Consider the following 16,613-nt stretch of genomic DNA (forward strand, 5'->3'; position numbering starts at 1 on the left):
CAATAAAGTACTGTTATTCGATCTGTATCGCCGACATTAGCATAGTCTTTTATGTCATATAACTAATCCGACTAATATTACTCCATCTATTAGCAAGAAGCCGCTTTGTGACAATGAAGCAGTTGTAAGTTGTTATTCTTAGCAACGGCGGGAATTTAGATACCTGCTTTCGCAGGTATGACACAAAACAGGATTGCCTCATCTTCTCTCAATGATATTTTTTTAGACTTACACAGCCCTATTCTATTATTAAAGTTATACGCTTTATATAAAATATATGATATATTTTGATATGTAAAGTATATTTATAAAAAATTTGTGGGAATATAAAATTTGGCGGGAATAAAATATGATGTAAATTGTGATTTTTTATGATATAATAACTTCCCTACAATATAGCTACCTTGGAACTTAGGTAGCCGAGTTGGTAGAGATAATCTGAAAAACCTAATAAACCGGATTCCTAGTAATGTTAGAGAGCTAAAATACATCATCTATGTTAATAGTCAGGACAACCTAAGAATAGTAAAGATTTAAGCCTAACCTCGCTCGCAGTTATTATATGCAATTTCGCTTCCTCTACCTGATTCGGTATAAAAATCTTCTCGCCCAAGTGAAATTTAGCGATATCCGGTAAATGATCACTATTACTTGCGTAAACATTTTGCATGATTTTTTTAAGATTTTCGATATCTTTTGACTTGTTAAATTTGACAACAACTCTTCGCATATAATCCCCTGTAGTATCTGTATTGCAGGGGAGTTATTATATCATAAAAAATCACAATTTACATCATATTTTATTCCCGCCAAATTTTATATTCCCACAAATTTTTTATAAATATACTTTACATATCAAAATATATCATATATTTTATATAAAGCGTATAACTTTAATAATAGAATAGGGCTGTGTAAGTCTAAAAAAATATCATTGAGAGAAGATGAGGCAATCCTGTTTTGTGTCATACCTGCGAAAACAGGTATCTAGATTCCCGCCGTTGCTAAGAATGACAACTTACAATTGCTTCGTTGTCACAAAGCGGCTTCTTGCTAATAGATGGAGTAATATTAGTCGGATTAGTTATATGACATAAAAGACTATGCTAATGTCGGCGATACAGATCGAATAACAGTACTTTAGTGATAACTACTAAGTACTTATCACTTTTGACCTAAATAAAAGAGAGGAAAAAATGCCATTAGACAAAACTATTATACAACAAATAAGAAATAACTCTATTACTACTCTTAACCTTAGTTATAAACAGATAAGAGATAAAGAATCAAAGGAACTAGCAGCAGCCTTAAAGGATAATAAATCTATTACTCATCTTTACCTTCAAAATAACCAAATAGGAAATGTAGGAGTGAAAGGTCTAGCAGAAGCCTTAAAGATTAATCCCTATATTACTACTCTTTCCCTTCATTCTAACAAGATAGGAGATGTTGTAGCAAAGGAGATAGCAGAAGCCTTAAAGATTAATCAAGGTCTTGCTTATAAAACCAAACAAGAGGCTGAAAAGCTAAAACGGCAACAACAAGCAGAGGCAGATGAAAAAGCTAGACAAGAAGCTGAGAGACTTGCGCAAGAGGCAAAGCTTAGAGAGCAAGAGAAAGCTAAGGCAATAGAAGAAGCAGCTAAATTAAAAGCTCTAGAGGAGGCAAAAGTAAAAGAATATATACCAGATATACCGGCTTGAGTACCAAGTTAGCGGTTTGCATATTGATGAAGATAGACTTGACCAAGTTTATTATCACAAAGCTATAAAGTATCTAGAGGATTATCCAAACTATCCTGCCTGTAAGAATCTTAAGGCTATAGCCTATAGTTGCTTAGCTAATATCGTTGAGCAGAATGGTGAAAATGGGGCATTGGCTTACTATGTAAAAGCTATAGAGGCGAACAGTCATCTACCAAAAATATATGAGAAACTTGGTCAGCTATTTTTTAACAAAGGTGAATATGCTAAAGCGATTGACTGCTATAAAGTAGTTAATAATGAATTTAGTATAGAAGAATGTTTTAAAGCATGGTTAAAACAAGATAAAAGAAACCCTGATATAAAACTAAATCAAGCTGAGTATTTTGAATCTATAGGTTTATTTGAGCAAGCCAAAAAATATTATCACCACGCATTCAGCCTAAGTAAGGATGAAAATTTTAAGGCTGCGGCTTACAATAAAATTAGTAATATTATGGTTAATGCTGCTGCTCAAGGGCAAGATTTTGCCACCAAAGCACAGGAACACAATTTTTACAATTATGACTTGGTAAATGAAGAATTTACCAACAATTTACTTGGCGACTCAGGTTCAGAATGTGATTTGTAATGCTAAAAGATTGCAAAGCAGTTTTGCTGCAAATATACGTTTTACCAAGTCCGTTGGGTTTTTTAATTAATATCTATTAAATTGAAACTATAAAATTCAATTGGTAACTACTTTGTTTGTTCGTCTAAGTTATAAATTTAGTTTTATTTGCAATTGAACCGCCTTGCTTTTTATTCATATCCTAGTTTAGGATAGATAATTAGCTTGATAACTATAACGTTATATGTTACAATCATAATAAGGTAATATTATTTATGATATGATCAAAACTTTCAGCCATAAGGGTCTAAACAATTTCTTTAATAATGGCGATACTACAAAAATACAAAGTGATCATATAAAAAAACTCAGGCTGTTACTGGCTAACTTAAATGCTGCAACTAAGGTAGAAAACATGAATTTACCAAGACTCGGACTGCACAAGCTGCAAGGTAATATGAAAGACTTTTGGTCAGTTAAAATTAATGGTAACTGGCGTCTGATATTTCGTTTTAGTAATGGAGATGCCTATGACGTTGATTATTTGGATTATCATTAAAGCGAGGTATATATGTTCAATCCCCCACACCCGGGTAGTATATTAAAAGAATTATATTTAGAACCTTTAAATTTAACTGTCACTGAGGCATCTCTATCGCTTGGAGTTACCCGTAAAACTTTATCATTTCTAATCAATGAAAAATCTAGCATTAGTTCTTCTATGGCTATTCGTTTATCTACAGCATTTCCAAACACAAGCCCTGAATACTGGCTTAATCTTCAGCAACAGTATGATATATGGAATGCCAAAAAAAATATTGATGTTTCCCATGTTAAAATATTACTTCACATGTCTGCTTAAATTAGATTTATAACTTTTTTGTAAATTGTAATGTGTGTACTAGGTTCTGTTAATATTTTGATACATTCACTTATAATACAAGAAACGTCTGAGTAATCCCATCAATTCTTAAGAGCAAAAGAATATAATAATTACTTGAACTGTGTGTAATTTAATAAAGAAAAATTGTTTGTTTCAGGTTTGTATAATCAATCCGTCTATCCAAATGGGTGAAGTTTTTGTTGATGCCGATGGACCAGCCTAGCTGCCAAGCAAGTGAGATAAGGTTTCCTTTAATGGTGTTGTCTGAAGTAGCTACATCAATAGCACAGCAGCCGGTAAAGCCATAACGTGGATAGTCGTAGATGTGGAAAGAATTTGGTACACCGCCGATTTTGCGGTTGTATTCTTTAGAACGACAGGTTGAGATAAGCTGCATGGGACAGTTAAATTTGCTACGCAAGGCAACTAATTTTTCAGCAAAACCTGCAGCTAAAATGATTTGACCAGTTTGCCTGCAGGCTAGCTCTTGGTGAGTAAAGTATGGTAGGTAGTATTTGCTGTTCATACTATTATTATTTATTTAAGCAATATTATCTTTACGCCTTCCCACAAGGTTACAGCTGCTGTCCCTATGGTTACTGAAATTACAGCCCGTATCAGCATGTGACTTGATTCTTCTGAGCGTTTGCGAAGTTTCCTTAAAAAATGAAAATCACATTGTACTTCTTGTTGGTTGTCCATATCTGCACCAAAGGACTTTAATGCACTTATCACGCCTTTCTCTATGGCTTTTTCAAGATGTACCTCTATACTTAATAATATTTCTCTTCTTAAGACTTCGCATATGCGTTTTTCTGTGAATCTCATGAGAATATTATTTTTGACGTTTGTTTTTTCTACCGCCTATAGGAGTGTTAGTAAGAAACCGTAAGACAATATTGACAAGGGATACAATTGTGATAGTAATTGCAGTTTGATGCTCTTTTGGTACTTCAATACCATGCTCACTAGCAAGCCAACTTGCCACTATTGCTACTATATTGAAGGTAATAGTTTTAAAACCTTGTAGTATGTTCATAATAATTTCTCATTAGTTGTTATTATATCTCTTTCGAAACTCTACTTCTGCTGGTAATTTATTCGTGCTACCGGTACTCTGCTCCTCACGTACATCATCGTCCGCTGCGGTTCGCAGTGAAGTGGCTTCTTTAAATTCCTCAGCATAAGCAAGTTTCAAAAGAGATATGTTGTTTAGATTAGAATTTTGGTTAAGGGTTAGATTTAGATTGAGAATTTGGACTATGATTTTATCCAACTATTTCCATCGAAGCGGTATTTGCTGCCATTACTATCAAGTGTTACTTCCAGCCATTTAGGAGCAGTAACAAACTTCCAACCAATCTCCAACTTTTGGGCTATTTTATTTGCATGGCTGATAAACTCACCTTGAGGATGTTGACTAACTATGTAGAGCTGTCCAGTCATTGCATCTTGAGGTGGCATAGCTACTTGAGTAGCTTCTACCACTGGATTAATGAGGATATCGAGTAAAGTTAGTGCTTCGTTATGAGTAATCTCCTTTTGTGCCTGCCCACTATGGATATAGGGTAGCTTTAACCTAGAAGTGTAAGACATAGTAATTTTTAGAGCAACGTTAAAGTTGTCCCATAGCCTCTGCCGATTTGGCTGGAGAGTTGGTAAATGCTGGCGTTTAAGTTTACCGGTATCTCTGATGCATAGGCAAAATCAGCTGTTTGTGCTTGTTTGCTGTATATAACATTTGGGCTTGAGGCTTCAAGGGTTCTAATAACATTATTACCACTTTTAATATCAACCTGATATTTTTCAAACTCTTCGCCAAGTGGTACATCAACATAATCACGCCAATCACTATCTATTCTACTCCGTCTAATCCAACTGATAATAATGTTACCTTGCTTATCTTTTTCAGACTTGGTATGTACTGGTGCAAGAGGTTTAAGATTTCTAGCCATAAACCTGCTCTCTATAGTATTAGTTTCACCAAATGAATTACCGACTGACACGGGTTTGTAGAGTAACTTCCGACCAATTAAGTGATGATTTAGATTGACTGCCATAACTGCTGAATTTAGAAGAACAAATTTATCTGCAACTTGGTGTTTATTAATAGCCCATTCTGTTCCTTGTCTACCTCTCAACAATTTTGTTAACTTATATTTATGGTCACCAATTAATTCAGCATTTTGGAATTGTACTAACTCATCACCTATCAAGGCAGCATTTGATCCATTTAGTAACGCAAGTTCGCTGACGCTTGATAATGATCCATAAAGCAATTGTACAATTATTTCGTTATGACAATCAAAAATTACTGTATATCCAAAAGACAGCTGATTAGTTACCACGCCCATAACTGATGGTACAGTGGTAGTTGCTAGCAATTTGTAATCGTAACCATCATCCCTACTGTTATATATAGCTGTTCCTTGCCAGTTGCTACCATCAGGCACTATGGCTATGCGTAGAATTGGTTGGGTTGACTTGGCATCAGTTGGCAGCGTAGGCGTCTCTATTAGCTCCATGATGGTTGCAGCTACTGGTTTTGGTAATTCATAATTTGACGTAAGATAATTTGTGTCGCTATGAAAGTCATACATAGCCATATTAAAGCTAGTAGCAAAAATCTTCATCAACCCTGAACGCTGCATATCGGTTTTAACAATCCTTAACTGATGCTGCACTTGATTGTCGTCTGCTGTACAGATAACATTGATAATATCTGTTGGTTCTAAAAAGCCATATTGGGGAAGCAGAGTTAGTTGGTAACTAATTCGCTCCTGCCAAGCATTGTATAGGGTAATGTCAGCGATTTGTTTGGCTGATTGTTCATCTAACACTATTGGTAATGAAAAATTTACTTGTTCTGTGATTTGAACTGCCTGCCGTTGTAATTGGACAGTGACTAAATCATAATTTTGTTGGCAGTCGATATGAGTAACACTTACTTTTTGTGGTAGCTCTAATTCCTGAGTAATGCTTATTTCTATAGTAGTTTTGCTATCTGTACCTACCGTAACTAAATTATCTTCTTCTATATCTATATTACTCATAGACTCAAGTCTTAGCATAAACTTAAGAATGCCATCACTTTCTACTACATCAAAAAAATAGGCACTTTGCAATTGTTCTATTGCTTCTCTTGCCGTTATATGCTGATTGATAATATAGCCATAAACATCTTGAGTCAGTCTAGATACATCATAATCAGTAGGCTTTAATCCAACACTTGCTAAAATTTCAGCAACAATAGCCCCAAGGCTTGAACCTCCCAGCTTACCGTTAATCCAGTGACCAGTTGACCATAATATTCCATCTTGCCATATGTTTTTAAAGTCAGGCCAAAAAGGGAAAGGTCTTGCGTCATAAGTCCAAACAAATCTTTTTGGTATCAGTTGCTCACAGCCTTCTTTACTATTACGTTCTGCTAGATAATCTAGTGTGGCATTTAGTGCATGACGTTGAGCTAAAAAATTTACTCTACCTTTAGAATTTCTAGGAAAGTACGATTCAACAGAAGTCGGGTCATAAAATACATTAGGCTGATTACTGCAAGCATCTACTGACGGAAAACCAAATTCAGTAAACCATATAGGCTTCATCTTCGGTTGCCAATTAGTAGCTCTACCATTCGGGTTATGATGTACAGTTGTCCACCAATGTTGTAAATTTTTCCAAGCATATTTATCAGGGGTTTGTGGTGATTCAGCGGCAAAATAATATTTTTGCTTCCTTTGCCAGTCCCAATAATAATCCCATCCTTCACCACTTTCCCAGCCTTTTTTAATAAGCTCTTCGGTAATCTGAGAATGTGGCAAATCTTCAGTAAGCGGAAAATAGGCATCAATACCGACAAAATCAATGTTTGGACTAGCCCAAAGTGGATCAAGATTAAACCAACCACCATTTGTATGATGGTATTCTGTCCAATCAGCAGCATATGTTACTAGAGTATTACCTAATTTTGCTTTTACCATAGAAGCTAGCTGAATAAATTGCTCAACTGCTGGGTATGATCCAGTTCTATCGGTAAAGGAGGTTAGGCTAACCATTTCAGAGCCAATAATGAATGCATCAACTTGTCCAACCATAAGGTCTGCATAATGCATAATAAAACTATTATATCCTGAGACCGGGTTATTAAACCAGTTATCAATTTCACTGACGCTGGTAGCTGTTATCCTCCCTCTCCAAGGCTTCGCCTTTGGCTCAAGTTCATCTACAAAGATCATGGGATAAAACGTTACTTTATATCCACACTTCTTAAGATGTTGACAAATAGCTACTACGCTATCATCAGAAGGAGTACCACCATAGGTTGGAGTAAATTCATTGATGTAAAGCACTACTTCAGCCTGTGACCTAGCAACTCCTGCTACTTGCCAATCATTTGGTAACATTTTTGTGCTATCACCATAATATTCTACTTTAGGTACAATGCGACAATCAACAGCTCTGCTAGAGGTTGCAAACCAAGTTACTACTAATGCCACCCACTCAAGGTTCGGTAAAGTCCTTGCCATTTGCTCCAGTGCTACAAACATATTAGGTTTGTTTGCATAATTATGCATGTTAAGATAGTGTTTGTTCTTTAGTGGCGTCCAGCTATTGCCAATATTCATACCATCTTGTTTAGTATAAAGCTGATCAGCATAAACAAATTCCCCAGCTCCCGGGATTAATACTACCTCTTTAATTTTATCCTCTACTGCTGGCTTAAACTTAACTAAACGTTTAACCTCAAAGGTAAAATTCGGAATGCGATTGCCAAACTGCTCAAGAGGAAAATCCTCTATTGCCACGTAGCATAAACCTCTATAGGCTGGATATGTTTGAGCAGATTTGTACTTACCAATAATATCATCGGGCATTTGTTCTTCAGTACCAAGATGAATGTTAAATTTCCCCTGATCACTTCTTAAGATATCTTCAGTAAGCAACTTGCTATCAGCCCAAATTCTGATAATTTCATTAACTTCACCTTCACATATGCTAATTGCTAGGCTAACAAAATAGCTATAAGTGATAGTACTTTGAGTAGTAATAACTGTTTGCCTACCTCCGCCACCTTTACCACCACTGTTTTGGCATTCAGAATGCTCATGCTCAGTTGCCACTTCTTTAATATCAGTAGCCCAAATAATATTGCCAGCAAGCCTCATTGAGCCGTATATTTTAGGTATTACTTCACCGTAACTTGATAGCTGCACTCTTAGGTCACTAAGCCTTGACCCTTCTTGGGTAGGTAATTTAATACTTTGCTTTTTTCTTGGTAAAAAAAGATTATTGGCTGCCATACCCAAATTAGCACCCATAATCGCTCCAACAGATCCACCAATGAAAAAGCCGCCTACCGCTCCTGCTACTGGTAATATGGCATTGGTCATTGGTAGCTAAACCTATAAGCTGCAACTAGCATTCTTTGCCATGCAGCTGATAAATAATGTTCAACTACTTGACCTGAACCTGAATAACAATGAATAATGCCTATACCTCCACTAAAATAGTTGCTGGCTATACCAACATGTTGGGGATGCCTAAATAGCTTAAACAATAGCACATCACCTAGTTTTATTTGGTTGGTATCAATGTTTTTTAAATGTAAATCTAGAAACTGCTTTAATCTTACCCCATCAGGGTGAGGAGAATAGCTAGTTTCATCAAATTCTGCTAATAGTTTGCCATCTGCCCCAACTAGCCTTAGTTCCATAGCAACTCCCATAATCAGCCCAATGCAATCAACACCGCCATTGCTGGCATAACTTCTCTTCAGTCTGCCTTGGTGATGATACTTAGTGCCAAGCCATGTCCTTGCTTCTGTTACTATATCTTTACCGCTGATCATTATTACTTAGTTACATTTACGTGTTCCAGCAGTACTCATCAGTCTATCTATGCCGGGCAAATCAGGTTCACCACGGAAATTGACAATGTTTTGAAATTTCTCTATGCATGTTTTACTATTTTTATCACAACCAACAATAATAGCAAATTTATCAGATACACTAATAGCAAAAGGCATTGGTAGAGCTAATATTATCTTTGTATCAACAAAATCTTTTACTTCCATCTTTAGTCCATGATTATTACCGCTATACCAAATAACGTAACCTCCAGTAAACCAGCCATTGGGCTGATTAAGGCTTTGGGCAAAAAAGCTTTGCTGGTCAATCACCTTCGATACTGTTTCTTCCACAGTAAATCCTGGCTGTTGCAAGTTAAACTTGCATTTTGTATCACCAAGATTAGCTCGACAATGAGGCAGATAAGTTTCACACATTGTTTGTGATAAGAATTGTGTAAGCCCTCTTATTTCAGCACAAAACATGTTACTGTTTAAAGTTACTTCCCCTAATACTCCCCGCTTTTGTATTAGCTTACCACTATTTGGCTCTTGATAATTCACTAAAAATATTTCAACTTCAGCAAAATCATATTTACCAGCAAGTAAATCGCTAGCATTTATTTTAGGGGTAAAAATTTGCCCTGATAAGTCAAGATTATCTACTGCCATGTTACTGCTACTCTCAACATTGGTTGGAGTAAAACTAGCAATAGAGTCATATTGCAAATCATCAATTAGTAAATTTTGGTCATAATCAGTAAATCCTAAAATTATTTTATCCAGTCTAGTAATTTTCCAGCAAGTAGCAAGACTTGTCACCTCGGATTTTAAGTGATGAGTTAATGTTGGCGGTAAATTTCTCATATTCTAATTTCAATGAGAGGAATATTACCCCAAGAGCCTATGTTAAAGCTATCCATCGATAAATCAAGGTGATCCGTGTCAAACCTAACTGGTACGTCAAATTCAAAATCTGCCTTTATTTCTTCATCTCTTCTTGGAGGTTGAGCAAAGACAATTGAGCCAGTGGTAAAATCAATGTCAATTTCTTCTGTTTGCACTACACAAGAATCAAGATAAATCTTGCAAAAACTATTTTTTACTGGTTTAGTTATAATTCTAGCATAAATATATCCACCACTAATATAATTTTTAACTAATTGGAATTTTTTTGTTTGACCGTCCCCTTTGCCTAATAACTGATTTATACCTTGATAATCAGACCAGTCTTTATAACGAAAACCTATAGCTCTGCCACGTCTTGCCCGAAAAAAACTTATTAGCTCTTGCCACTGGGCTTGCGTCTTGATACCACTACCAATATCATATCTGCTTCTTGCCATTTGCCAGTTAATATTGCGTTGCTCATGACCACTAAATGTTGTAACGATGTTAGTTGAGAATATTGACCCACCCTTAGAACCATAAGATATCTCAGGCGGAAATTGCACCTCAGCAAAGACTATCATAAATGATTAAATTAGCTTGTTAATCAGAGAGTTAAGATTATTATATATATATCTTCTAAATATCTTCATTTTTCTTAAAGTCAGCTAGAGATATAGTGCCATGTTGCTTGGCTTCTTCTAGGGATTTTCTTGCATCCTCTACATCTAATTTATCTTCAAGAGCTTCAAGCAAATTTAAATCTTCCATAGGTATTACGGCAACAAGGTTTTTTCCTCGCCTTGTAAAAATGATTCTTTCTTTCCCATAAGCACTACGATTCAGTACTTCAGAAAAATGTTCTCTTGCTTCTACAGTGGTAATAAAATTCATAGTAGGATTGTACCCTTTTAAATCTACTACTCAAATGTACGTTACGTACAAATTTTTGTCAAGTTATATGTCACAGATTTCTAGAACTCCTTGCTATCTGCCTTGCCATATCAGCGGCAATTTGACTTCTGCTTTGGTTAAATGAGCTAATATCCGGGGTTTGAATATTCATGTTAACTACAATATTGTTGTTGCTAGCACCCGATGCCTCCAGTTTGCTAAAGGGTACAATGCTACCAACACTATTGGGAATAAACAACTCAGGCTCACCACCATCACCAACCACATGTGCTTTACCGGGCTTTACCGTACCACCATTTGCAAACAAACCTCCAAAAATGGAGCTTATCCCACCCAAACTTCCTCCGTCGCCAAACATTTCACCAAATGTACCTCCGCTAGCCGAGGAGAAAGCCTGTTTAAGCGTCATCTTTAATATATCAACTTGCAACTGTTTAAAAAAATCACTAAAAGTATCTTTTAAACTTTTTACCTGATCACCTACACCAAAGGCAGCCTTGGCAAAATTATTAATTAAACTATCTGCTGCATCTTTGGAACGATCTTTAATCAAATTAAATGCATCTTCGGATTCATTTGCCATATTACCAAGTAATTGTTTATTTTGTTCCATAGCTCTGTTATAAGTATCTTGGTCAATTAAACCTTGCTTAAGCAGTTTATTTAGTTTCTCCATTTCCATGTTATATTTTTCCAGCGGTGTCCTAGTTTGTTCAAATATCCGTTTTGCTTCGTTTTGCAATTCGTTCCTTTGACTCATTACCTCAAGTGACGCTTTGGGGATGGTTATTGCTGCTAATGTTTTGGTTTCCTCTAAAGTCTGATTAAATTCTTTAGTTACTTCAGTTGATTTGTTAAACCATTTAGTTAAGGTAACAAGTCCAGCTACCACAGTTGATATTGCCACTGCTACTAAACCTAATGGATTTGCTATAAGAGCTGCCGTAAAAGCCCTAACAGCAGTAGCAGCAGTAATAAACCACACTGCTAATCTCAAAGCTAGCAAAGTAGATATTGCGGTAATTATAAAAGTTATGGCTGGGTGTCCCTCCCTAATAGCTGCAAAAAATCCTATCAGTAACGGTAATATAGGCACTAATACTGAGGTTATTAAATTGGTCATTATTGCCTGTAATTTTGATAGTTCTGTGTTGAACTTAGCCATTGCCTCACATTCTTCCTGTGACAATGATAGCCCTAGATTCCTTGCTTCTTCTCTAAGCCTTCTTATACCATCTTCACCTTGCTGAAGTATTGGTAGCAGGGCAGCTCCAGCAGAACCAAACAACTTTATTGCTAGCTGTGTTCTATCTGAAGCATCTCTGACTCTTAGCAAGTTTTCAGCAATTTGTCCAATCTGCTCATTGGGTGCTACTTGATTCAATTCTTTAGCTGATAAACCCAGTAACCTCAAAGCATCTTTTGCCTCTCCGGAGTTTCTTGCTGCATCTGATACCAATTCCCTAATTTAAATTAGTATAAATAGTAGAAAAAAGATGAGATTATGTTATAATATTCCAAGTTTATGAATAAATTAAGGAAAGGAATATAATGGGATGTCATCAAAGATTAATAACAGAAGAGTTATACCAACGTGCTATTGAGCAGCTTGCAAGCATGAACCGAGATAATAGAGTTGCTATTAGACTTATGGCTATAATTGCTGCTAAAGAAAATGGTGTTGGTATAGTATGTAAGGTATTTAATATAACAACCAATACGCTTAGGAACTGGGTAAAAAGCTTTGCTCAAGGTAATGATAAAAGCCTTGAATATAAACAAGGTAGAGGACGAAAAAGTAAATTAACAAAAAATTGTTGTGAAGCAATAAATAAATGGTTACAAGACGATTGTAACATGACAATAAAAAATATCATCATAAAACTTAAAGAAAATTTGGAGATTGATGCTAGTAAATCGGCTGTACATAGAGTATTACAGAAACTTAAATTTGCATACATTACCCCAAGACCAGTGCATTACAAACAGAATAAAGAAACTCATGAAGGGTTTAAAAAAAACTTCAAGAAACAATAACAAATAACCCTAGCAGTTACTTGTATTTCTTTGATGAATCACGTTTTGGGACTCATTCTAAATTAGGTTATGGTTGGTTTCGTAAAGGTAGCAGAACTCAAGTTAAAGCCAAAATGGGCTTTCAAAATTTCTATGTTTATAGTGCGGTTAACCCAATCACAGGTGATGATTTTACTTTAATGATGCCAAATGTCAATACCGTTTGTTTAAATATATTTTTGGCAGAGATGTCTAAACAGATAGGAGAACAAAAAGCGATTATTGTTATGGATTGTGCTGGATGGCACAAAGCTAAAGAGCTAATTATTGCAATAAATATAGAAATTCTTTATTTACCCCCATATTCTCCTGAATTGAATCCGACAGAGAAATTGTGGCAATATTTAAAGTCTAATACTATAAAGAATAAAGTATATGACACAATCGAACAACTAGAAATAGTAGTATGTTCCTGCCTTAAAAATTTAAATGCCTCACTAATTAAATCGATTTGTTGTATGAATTATTTGCTAAATTAAATTAGGGAATTAGTATGACACCCTCATTGCCATTTGCTCAAGACCTGAAGTAAGGGTACTAAACTCCACCCCGCATCTCTCTGCAGCATATTTTAACTCTGATAAACTATGGGTGCTAATATCTAGCTTATTAGCAAGTTTACCAATCTCCTCACCGCTATCGATAATTTTCTTTAAAGTTGCTACACTAAATGCCGCAGTTATTGCCGTACCGATTCTACCAAAGCCTAGTTTAATTCTGCTAAGCTGATCTTGCAGTTTCTTGAAATTCTGCTTGATTCTGCCAAATGCTTCTTTGGTTTTATCAACTCCTCTAAAAGTTACTCTGACTTCTTTATTGTTAGAACTCATTTATTTTGTTAATTTGTTATATTGGTGCTGTTTTTTAATTTTAAAATATGCCAGCCAATGATGCCACTCATCTATTGTCATTTGTTCGATTTCAGCTATGGTTTTTCCTAAATGCTCAGCTAAAGCAAACATGTTAAGTAATGCTGGCTGGCTAGTTAGTTTTTTTCTGTTACCTCAGTATCATTGCTCTCCATGATCGAGGTTGCGACACGAATTAACACATCAGGATCACAGTTTCTCATTAAATTTGGTTTATCTGCTCTGCTGAACAAACAATTACCTTCAGTATCTTTAGCCTTCATAATCAATGCTTCAACCATTAAGCCCAAATCATCTTCTTTAGCCATTTTATATAGACGGTTCTTCTGTGCTAAGGTCAAAGGAGAACAGTGAATATATAACGGATTCTCATCATCTCCCCATTCTGCTACCTCAATTACCTTGATCTCCTTAGCATCAAAATGGGCTTTAATCCTGTCAATAATTTTTTCAGTCATTATTGTCTTCTCCTACTTTCTATTAGTATTGTTAAATTTTACTGTTTTACTTCTAATAATTTACCATTGCCCTGAAAGGTAAAGGAACTTTCAACTAACCCATCAAAAGAAGCTTGCCGAGAAATGCCAGTAACAATTGCTATGCCCGTAAAATATATCTTTTCTTCATTTTCGCCTTTTGGGTAAAGACTTAGCTGTACACTCACTCCAATGGTAAGCTTTCCTTGACCTTCAGTATCAGCTTCATCCCAAAAGGCCTCTATCGAACCTGACCAACTCTTAATAGTAGCCTGAGACTTACGCCACTCAGTGCCAATAGTGCTGGCATCTACCGTATCGCATACCTCTTCCAGCGACCATGATTTAACTTCGGCTACCTGTGTTGTACCAATTCTAACTATTCCTTCTGATCCTGCATGTGTTGACATATTGGTTTCTCATTATTGGATTTATATTATTATATTCGGTGAAGTCTCTTTAGTTTGGTAGCTTACTGCAAATACTAGGCTTGCTACTGCTACTGGTTGATCGCCATCTGAATTTAGGCTAATATCGGTTGATTCCAAACGGCAATCTTTGCAAAGCTTCTTTAGTTCAGGATTATTTAACACTAAACTTTCCACTTCAGCTGTCATATTATCAACTATGATATTAACCGAAGTAGTAGCCTTGGCATAACATTCTACCGTTATTCGTGCCGTCCTGTTCTGACATCTTGGTGGACTGATAGTGCTGGTTACTATTTCTTCTTGGCTAGAAAATATGATAATCCCCGGCAAACTGCTGTCATTCATGCTATATAAACGACTATCGTAAACTTTATCTTTTGCTGCCGTTTTTCCTTTAAGGATATCCACAAAAGTTTGCCTTATGCTGGTTCTAGCATGCAGCATATCAGCTTTGTCGCTCTAATCCCAGCACTACCCAACCAGTATCATCTAGTTTGATTTCAACAATTTTGTACTTTGTTTGCCGGATAGTTAGTATATCTCCATCATTGATTTTTCTTGCCTCTTCTTCACAGCATTCAAAGCTTGGATTGAATCCGACAAAGCCACTTGTTCCAATATCTATAGGGTAGTAGTTGCTAACAAATATCCCTTTGAGTTGGTAAGCTAGTCCATCTTTTGGCGTTACTGTTGCCTCTACTGCAAACCCTTGTTCTGTATCTAAAAACTCAGCAAAATCTTCTTGAAATGCCATTTTATGTTACTATAATATTAATTATTGTCTAGTTAGCACTGCAAAACTCTCAGCGTGTCTAACTGCAATGTCTACATCTTGCATGACTCTTATTCTAATGCCACCGCTAGTTCCTAAAGTGTAAGGGTCTACTAATACATCCAGCACTCCCCATTGTCCAATAATTAGATCAGCAAAATTGCCAAATAATATAGTATCAGCTGGTATTTGGTTGGTTGTTCCAACTCTATAGCCGTTAAGGTAACCAAAACCTAGCTCACTACTACTTTCCCAAACAAATTGGGCAGTTCCTTCAGCTTTTTCTGTTTGCTTTAAAATTCCTCGTATGTTGGCATTGCATAAATAGCCAAGCGTGCCAATATCAGCATTCCCTGCAGCAATTAGGCTTTCAAGGTCTACGATATTACCCCAGCTTATTGGATTATCGTCATCAAAAGTAACATTACCAATGCCAGTTGTGTTAAGAATACCTAATGGCTCAGCCCCGATGCCCCTACCACTTATCGCAGCCCGATCAATTTCAAGAGCAATAACGGTAGCAAGATCACTGCGTACTAGATTTTCTATATCAGGACTAGATTGTAGCACTAATTTGCGGGTAAAATCAGTATATGCCGCAATGCTTTTAGGTGAGAGTGTTATACTAATTCCCTAATTTAATTTAGCAAATAATTCATACAACAAATCGATTTAATTAGTGAGGCATTTAAATTTTTAAGGCAGGAACATACTACTATTTCTAGTTGTTCGATTGTGTCATATACTTTATTCTTTATAGTATTAGACTTTAAATATTGCCACAATTTCTCTGTCGGATTCAATTCAGGAGAATATGGGGGTAAATAAAGAATTTCTATATTTGTTGCAATAATTAGCTCTTTAGCTTTGTGCCATCCAGCACAATCCATAACAATAATCGCTTTTTGTTCTCCTATCTGTTTAGACATCTCTGCCAAAAATATATTTAAACAAACGGTATTGACATTTGGCATCATTAAAGTAAAATCATCACCTGTGATTGGGTTAACCGCACTATAAACATAGAAATTTTGAAAGCCCATTTTGGCTTTAACTTGAGTTCTGCTACCTTTACGAAACCAACCATAACCTAATTTAGAATGAGTCCCAAAACGTGATTCATCAAAGAAATACAAGTAACTGCTAGG

At 35.9% G+C, this 16,613-nt stretch carries 26 protein-coding genes; 6 read left to right on the forward strand and 20 right to left on the reverse strand.

Annotated elements, in window-relative coordinates:
• Positions 1–499 precede the first annotated feature (499 nt).
• Positions 500–730 carry a hypothetical protein gene (locus tag ACFEL1_RS01495; RefSeq protein WP_375331235.1) on the reverse strand — a complete coding sequence of 77 codons (231 nt, stop codon included), beginning with the start codon at positions 728–730 and terminating at the stop codon, positions 500–502.
• Positions 731–1,196: 466 nt separating this feature from the next.
• Between ACFEL1_RS01495 and ACFEL1_RS01500 the strand changes: the two genes are divergently transcribed.
• From ACFEL1_RS01500 to ACFEL1_RS01515, 4 genes are all read left to right on the forward strand, one after another.
• On the forward strand, positions 1,197–1,703 hold the full coding sequence (locus tag ACFEL1_RS01500; protein ID WP_375331236.1) for a hypothetical protein: 507 nt from the start codon (positions 1,197–1,199) through the stop codon (positions 1,701–1,703).
• Positions 1,704–1,719: 16 nt separating this feature from the next.
• Positions 1,720–2,334, forward strand: a complete 615-nt coding sequence (locus ACFEL1_RS01505; RefSeq protein WP_375331237.1) for a hypothetical protein — start codon at positions 1,720–1,722, stop codon at positions 2,332–2,334.
• Between the two features lie 259 nt (positions 2,335–2,593).
• Positions 2,594–2,872 (forward strand): type II toxin-antitoxin system RelE/ParE family toxin, encoded by a 279-nt coding sequence (locus tag ACFEL1_RS01510; RefSeq protein ID WP_342278420.1) that lies wholly within the window; start codon positions 2,594–2,596, stop codon positions 2,870–2,872.
• A 12-nt stretch (positions 2,873–2,884) separates the two neighbouring features.
• The gene (locus ACFEL1_RS01515; protein WP_341757470.1) at positions 2,885–3,175 is read left to right on the forward strand and encodes a HigA family addiction module antitoxin; all 291 of its coding nucleotides are present in this window, start codon (positions 2,885–2,887) and stop codon (positions 3,173–3,175) included.
• 151 nt (positions 3,176–3,326) lie between these two features.
• Here the strand turns inward: ACFEL1_RS01515 and ACFEL1_RS01520 are convergent, their stop codons facing one another.
• The 11 genes from ACFEL1_RS01520 to ACFEL1_RS01570 form a co-directional block, all read right to left on the reverse strand.
• Positions 3,327–3,722 carry a D-Ala-D-Ala carboxypeptidase family metallohydrolase gene (locus ACFEL1_RS01520; RefSeq protein ID WP_342278421.1) on the reverse strand — a complete coding sequence of 132 codons (396 nt, stop codon included), beginning with the start codon at positions 3,720–3,722 and terminating at the stop codon, positions 3,327–3,329.
• 11 nt (positions 3,723–3,733) lie between these two features.
• Entirely contained in the window at positions 3,734–4,024 is a 291-nt protein-coding gene (locus tag ACFEL1_RS01525) for a hypothetical protein (protein ID WP_342278422.1), read from the reverse strand.
• A gap of 7 nt (positions 4,025–4,031) precedes the next feature.
• Complete coding sequence (locus tag ACFEL1_RS01530) at positions 4,032–4,235, reverse strand: hypothetical protein (protein WP_342278423.1); 204 nt, start codon at positions 4,233–4,235, stop codon at positions 4,032–4,034.
• A 12-nt stretch (positions 4,236–4,247) separates the two neighbouring features.
• Positions 4,248–4,472 carry a palindromic element RPE1 domain-containing protein gene (locus ACFEL1_RS01535; RefSeq protein WP_342278424.1) on the reverse strand — a complete coding sequence of 75 codons (225 nt, stop codon included), beginning with the start codon at positions 4,470–4,472 and terminating at the stop codon, positions 4,248–4,250.
• On the reverse strand, positions 4,457–4,792 hold the full coding sequence (locus tag ACFEL1_RS01540) for a DUF2793 domain-containing protein (RefSeq protein ID WP_342278425.1): 336 nt from the start codon (positions 4,790–4,792) through the stop codon (positions 4,457–4,459). The genes ACFEL1_RS01535 and ACFEL1_RS01540 overlap by 16 nt, the downstream gene beginning before the upstream one ends.
• An 8-nt stretch (positions 4,793–4,800) precedes the next feature.
• On the reverse strand, positions 4,801–8,583 hold the full coding sequence (locus ACFEL1_RS01545) for a glycoside hydrolase TIM-barrel-like domain-containing protein (protein WP_375331238.1): 3,783 nt from the start codon (positions 8,581–8,583) through the stop codon (positions 4,801–4,803).
• Positions 8,580–9,041, reverse strand: a complete 462-nt coding sequence (locus ACFEL1_RS01550; RefSeq protein WP_342278613.1) for an NlpC/P60 family protein — start codon at positions 9,039–9,041, stop codon at positions 8,580–8,582. The genes ACFEL1_RS01545 and ACFEL1_RS01550 overlap by 4 nt, the downstream gene beginning before the upstream one ends.
• Before the next feature lie 6 nt (positions 9,042–9,047).
• Positions 9,048–9,905, reverse strand: a complete 858-nt coding sequence (locus tag ACFEL1_RS01555; protein ID WP_375331239.1) for a DUF2163 domain-containing protein — start codon at positions 9,903–9,905, stop codon at positions 9,048–9,050.
• A complete protein-coding gene (locus ACFEL1_RS01560; protein WP_342278611.1) occupies positions 9,902–10,510 on the reverse strand; it encodes a DUF2460 domain-containing protein in 609 nt (202 codons plus the stop codon). Before ACFEL1_RS01560 ends, ACFEL1_RS01555 begins: the two co-directional genes overlap by 4 nt.
• A gap of 55 nt (positions 10,511–10,565) precedes the next feature.
• Positions 10,566–10,820 (reverse strand): type II toxin-antitoxin system Phd/YefM family antitoxin, encoded by a 255-nt coding sequence (locus ACFEL1_RS01565; RefSeq protein ID WP_341761051.1) that lies wholly within the window; start codon positions 10,818–10,820, stop codon positions 10,566–10,568.
• Positions 10,821–10,890: 70 nt separating this feature from the next.
• A complete protein-coding gene (locus tag ACFEL1_RS01570; protein ID WP_375331240.1) occupies positions 10,891–12,300 on the reverse strand; it encodes a hypothetical protein in 1,410 nt (469 codons plus the stop codon).
• Between the two features lie 92 nt (positions 12,301–12,392).
• Between ACFEL1_RS01570 and ACFEL1_RS01575 the strand changes: the two genes are divergently transcribed.
• Positions 12,393–12,878 carry a helix-turn-helix domain-containing protein gene (locus tag ACFEL1_RS01575; protein ID WP_375330797.1) on the forward strand — a complete coding sequence of 162 codons (486 nt, stop codon included), beginning with the start codon at positions 12,393–12,395 and terminating at the stop codon, positions 12,876–12,878.
• 20 nt (positions 12,879–12,898) lie between these two features.
• A complete protein-coding gene (locus ACFEL1_RS01580; protein WP_375331209.1) occupies positions 12,899–13,396 on the forward strand; it encodes an IS630 family transposase in 498 nt (165 codons plus the stop codon).
• A gap of 9 nt (positions 13,397–13,405) precedes the next feature.
• Here the strand turns inward: ACFEL1_RS01580 and ACFEL1_RS01585 are convergent, their stop codons facing one another.
• Genes ACFEL1_RS01585 through ACFEL1_RS01620 form a run of 8 tightly spaced genes read right to left on the reverse strand, consistent with a single transcriptional unit; the run spans position 13,406 to position 16,601 of the window.
• Positions 13,406–13,747: a hypothetical protein gene (locus ACFEL1_RS01585; RefSeq protein WP_375331241.1), complete on the reverse strand. Its 342-nt coding sequence runs from the start codon at positions 13,745–13,747 to the stop codon at positions 13,406–13,408.
• Entirely contained in the window at positions 13,748–13,879 is a 132-nt protein-coding gene (locus ACFEL1_RS01590) for a hypothetical protein (RefSeq protein ID WP_375331242.1), read from the reverse strand.
• Between the two features lie 23 nt (positions 13,880–13,902).
• On the reverse strand, positions 13,903–14,244 hold the full coding sequence (locus ACFEL1_RS01595) for a hypothetical protein (RefSeq protein ID WP_342278606.1): 342 nt from the start codon (positions 14,242–14,244) through the stop codon (positions 13,903–13,905).
• Positions 14,245–14,282: 38 nt separating this feature from the next.
• The gene (locus ACFEL1_RS01600) at positions 14,283–14,672 is read right to left on the reverse strand and encodes a phage tail tube protein (protein ID WP_342278605.1); all 390 of its coding nucleotides are present in this window, start codon (positions 14,670–14,672) and stop codon (positions 14,283–14,285) included.
• A gap of 21 nt (positions 14,673–14,693) precedes the next feature.
• Entirely contained in the window at positions 14,694–15,137 is a 444-nt protein-coding gene (locus ACFEL1_RS01605; RefSeq protein WP_375331243.1) for a hypothetical protein, read from the reverse strand.
• A gap of 1 nt (position 15,138) precedes the next feature.
• Entirely contained in the window at positions 15,139–15,447 is a 309-nt protein-coding gene (locus ACFEL1_RS01610) for a hypothetical protein (RefSeq protein ID WP_342278603.1), read from the reverse strand.
• A gap of 21 nt (positions 15,448–15,468) precedes the next feature.
• Positions 15,469–16,095 (reverse strand): phage major capsid protein, encoded by a 627-nt coding sequence (locus tag ACFEL1_RS01615; RefSeq protein WP_410521695.1) that lies wholly within the window; start codon positions 16,093–16,095, stop codon positions 15,469–15,471.
• An 8-nt stretch (positions 16,096–16,103) separates the two neighbouring features.
• Positions 16,104–16,601 carry an IS630 family transposase gene (locus tag ACFEL1_RS01620; RefSeq protein WP_375330791.1) on the reverse strand — a complete coding sequence of 166 codons (498 nt, stop codon included), beginning with the start codon at positions 16,599–16,601 and terminating at the stop codon, positions 16,104–16,106.
• Between the last annotated feature and the right edge of the window lie 12 nt (positions 16,602–16,613).

The organism is Candidatus Tisiphia endosymbiont of Oplodontha viridula (genome assembly GCF_964264865.1).
Classification (GTDB): domain Bacteria; phylum Pseudomonadota; class Alphaproteobacteria; order Rickettsiales; family Rickettsiaceae; genus Tisiphia.